This window comes from Methylobacterium sp., from assembly GCF_019750675.1.
In the GTDB taxonomy this organism is placed as follows: domain Bacteria; phylum Pseudomonadota; class Alphaproteobacteria; order Rhizobiales; family Beijerinckiaceae; genus Methylobacterium.
In genome coordinates this window covers 1-3,453 of record NZ_JAIEOF010000029.1, presented here as the reverse complement: position 1 = coordinate 3,453, position 3,453 = coordinate 1, and the positions used below count along the sequence as shown (strand labels likewise).

Sequence of the window (3,453 nt, the reverse complement as noted above, 5' to 3'; positions counted from 1 at the left end):
AGGCCTACGCCGAGACCCCTGCCCTCGTCTTCCGCATCGAGCCGGCCGCGCCGCTGACGCAGGACCTCGCGTCATGACGGACTTGCACGACCTAGACGACCTCATCGCCGGGAAGATGTTCGAGGCCCATGGCGATGCCGCGCGCCTGCAGGATCTCATGGCCGCCCTCCTAGCTGGCCTGGGTCTGACCATCGCCCTCGCCTCGGAGGGTGACCCCAACGCGGCGAGCCATCTCTGCGAGCAGGCCGCGCACCAGGTGTTCGTGCAGGCCAGCGAGAACGCTGCCATGGCCGCCGACATGCGGAGGCTGACATGACCGTCCGCATCCATATCGGCGACGTGCGCGAGCAGCTGCGCGGCATGCCGGACGCCTACTTCGACAGCGTCGTGACCTCGCCTCCGTACTGGGGCCTGCGCGACTATGGCGTGGCCGGTCAGATCGGCCTCGAACCCACGCTCGGCGAGCACCTGGCCGTCATGGTCGACGTGTTCCGCGAGGTCCGCCGAGTCCTGAAGCCCCGCGGCACGCTCTGGCTGAACTACGGCGACTGCTACGCCGCCTCCCCTAACGGCCGGGCCGCGGCTGACGTCGTCGGCGATGACCGCGCCTTCCGCGACAAGCCCTTCTCGACCATCGGCCCAGTTTTCGATCCGGCCTACGCCCGCACGCTGCGCGTCGGTTCGTCCAGCAACAAGGGGAACAGTGCCAGCGATTTCGGCGGGCGCATCGTGGCCGGCGGCTACCTGAAGCCGAAGGACCTCTGCATGATCCCGAATCGGCTCGCCATCGCCCTCCAGGACGACGGCTGGTGGGTCCGCTCAGAGATCATCTGGCACAAGCCCAACCCCATGCCCGAGTCGGTCTATGACCGGCCGACCTCGGCGCACGAGAAGGTATGGCTCCTCAGCAAGGCTGAGGACTACTTTTACAACCACGAGGCCATCCGTGAGCCTGTAACCGGCGGCGCTCATGTTCGCGCGGCAGCTCGCGGTACCGACACAGGTGTGGGCTGGGGCCGCCTCGACAAGCTCGACCCCGATCAGGCGGACCGCGGGCGGAACCGCGTCAAGCGTCCCGGTCCGAACAGCCGGCAGAACGTTGATCGTACCCCAGTGTCACGGAAGCTGGCTCAGCCGGGGAGCGGCACGAAGAACAACGCGAGCATGGACGCGGCGCTGGCCACGCTCAGCCTCTCGCCGCTCGACACCCGCAACGCCCGCAACGTCTGGACGATCGCGCCGAAGGCCTACCGGGAGGCACATTTCGCGACCTTCCCGCCGGCCCTAGCCGAGCGGTGCATCAAGGCCGGCGTCCCGGCGCAGGCCTGCGCGTTCTGCGGCCATGCGCTGCCCCAGCCGAAGTGCGGCGGCCTCTGCGCCAGCCTGCCGGCGGTACCGGGGCGCGTCCTCGACCCCTTCGGCGGGGCCGGAACGGTTGGGCTGGTCGCGGAGACGCTTGGACTCGACGCCACGCTGATCGAGCTGAACCCGGAATACGCGGCGATGTCCGCGCGCCGGATCGGCGACGCGGCGGTGATCGTGCGCGCGCCTGCCCCCGTCCTCTTGGCTGCGGAGTAGCAGCCATGTCCGTTCAAGCGCACGCCTGGGCGAAGACCGTGAAAACGGGCTCCCCGACACTGAAGGCGGTCCTCGTCGCGATCGCGGATTACGCTGACCCGCAGGGGTACGGCTGGCCATCGCAGGAGCAGCTCGCTGCCGACACCGAGTTCTCGCTTCGAGCCGTCCGCAACGCCTTGGATGGGCTGGAAAGTCTCGGCCTCCTAGTCCGGGCACCACGGCGGCGCTCCGATGGCTCGCGCCGGAGCGATGGCCTGACCCTGCAGATGGGTCGCGACACCAACCGGCACGACGTGCCGCCTGCTGGGGACCAACCGGCACCACGTTCCGACCAACCGGCACGTCGTTCCAAGCAACCGGCACCAGGTGCCGGGCTCACTACGTTTGAACCGTCACTGAACCATCAGAAGAACCGTTCCGATGCTGACGCATCGGGCGCGACGGGCGAGCCCGCCGTGCCGTTCTCGGTGCGAGACCTGCTCTGGAGCGATGGGGTGCTGACCCTTCGCGGCCTGGGCATGGCCGACCCGGCTGCCCGACGCTTCATCGGCAAGCTGCTCCGCGAAACCGGCGGGGACGCCGGGCGCATCCACTGGGCGATCGACGAGGCGCGCGCCGCCGAGACCGGCGACCCGATCCCGTACGTCACCCGGCTGCTCAACGACACGCCAACGGACCGCCGCCAGCCGCGCGAGCCCCGCCCCGCCTACCAGCCCGCCCCCACCGGCCAGGCCGCGCGCCTGGCGACCCTCTACCGCCAGCGACAGGAGCGTACCCATGCGTCCGACCACGGCACCCGTGATTTCGTCGTCATCGAAGGCGCCCGTGCCGGCGAGCCGGATGACGCCGGCGGAGGCGGCGAAGCTGGTGGACGACCTGCACTCCCCGCTCAAGCCGATCGAAGGGCACCCGACCCGCTTCAGCGTGTGTTCCAGTCACGCGCCGAGCACGCTGCAGCGCAGGCAGCTGTCCGCCGTCGCCGAGCGCCTTGAGCGGGATCTCGCCGAGCATGGCGCGCCGGACGAGCGGGAGTACGCCATCGGCCGGTTCTTGCTGGGCTACGAAAAGGGCAAGGGCTCCGAGCTGAACGCCGGCCTCCTCAACGAAGAGTTCCTCGAGGCGGTGGCAGGCCAGCCCCTCGCGGCGATCATGGAGGCCTGCGCCCGCTTCCGCCAGGGCAAGACGCTCCTGCCGGTCGATGCCGGATGGCGGCCGTCGCCCGACCAGTTCGCCCTGGAGGTTGCCGAAGGGCTTGTGCCGACCCGGACCCGCCTGCTGCGGGCTCGCCGCATCCTTGCGGCCGAGGTCTATGACCCGCCGACGCCGGAGCAGCGCGCCGAGGTCGAGAAAGCCCGGAAGGCAGCTGCGGACTACCTCACCCGCCGGATGCCCCAGGCGGACGCGCGCCCGGTCCTGGCCGAGCCCGACGAGGGCCCGCGAACCGGCTCGGACATCGTCGCCCCGCTGAAGGGCCTCGACGTCTCGCACCTCCTGGCGAACCTCGACCGCAAGCGGGTGTCGGCGTGAGCGCGGCCCGCGCCCTCGCGCGCTCCCCAGCGCAGGTCCTGGTCGGCGACTGGTTCGCCGAGATCGACGCGCTGGATCCGTGGGTGAGGCCGTGCCAGGGCGCGGTGATCCGCCATTGGCCGCGCGCCCGGCAGTCGATGCTCGACTTCCTCGCCACCTGGGGCGAAACGGCGGTCGGCCTGGGCTGGACCGATGTTCGCCTGTTCGGCGTCCACCGGTTCGCGGCGATGGATCGGGTCGATTCCTGCGGCGGCGCGGCGTTCTGTTTCCCCACCGTCGTGGAAGCGATTGACGCCCACCACATCCACTACACCAACGGGCTCGTGCATCGCGGCATGACCAACCCGG

Annotated in this window: 5 protein-coding genes; all 5 read left to right on the top strand. The window is 70.3% G+C overall.

Annotated features, from left to right (window positions below):
- The first annotated feature begins 73 nt into the window (after positions 1-73).
- Positions 74-316 carry a hypothetical protein gene (locus K2X24_RS01240; protein WP_292493939.1) on the top strand — a complete coding sequence of 81 codons (243 nt, stop codon included), beginning with the start codon at positions 74-76 and terminating at the stop codon, positions 314-316.
- On the top strand, positions 313-1,578 hold the full coding sequence (locus K2X24_RS01235) for a site-specific DNA-methyltransferase (RefSeq protein WP_292493937.1): 1,266 nt from the start codon (positions 313-315) through the stop codon (positions 1,576-1,578). The genes K2X24_RS01240 and K2X24_RS01235 overlap by 4 nt, the downstream gene beginning before the upstream one ends.
- A 5-nt stretch (positions 1,579-1,583) precedes the next feature.
- A complete protein-coding gene (locus K2X24_RS01230; RefSeq protein WP_292493935.1) occupies positions 1,584-2,570 on the top strand; it encodes a helix-turn-helix domain-containing protein in 987 nt (328 codons plus the stop codon).
- Entirely contained in the window at positions 2,503-3,105 is a 603-nt protein-coding gene (locus K2X24_RS01225; protein WP_292493934.1) for a hypothetical protein, read from the top strand. The genes K2X24_RS01230 and K2X24_RS01225 overlap by 68 nt, the downstream gene beginning before the upstream one ends.
- On the top strand, positions 3,102-3,453 hold a 352-nt coding region (locus K2X24_RS01220), incomplete at its 3' end, for a hypothetical protein (RefSeq protein WP_292493931.1). The genes K2X24_RS01225 and K2X24_RS01220, both read left to right, overlap by 4 nt.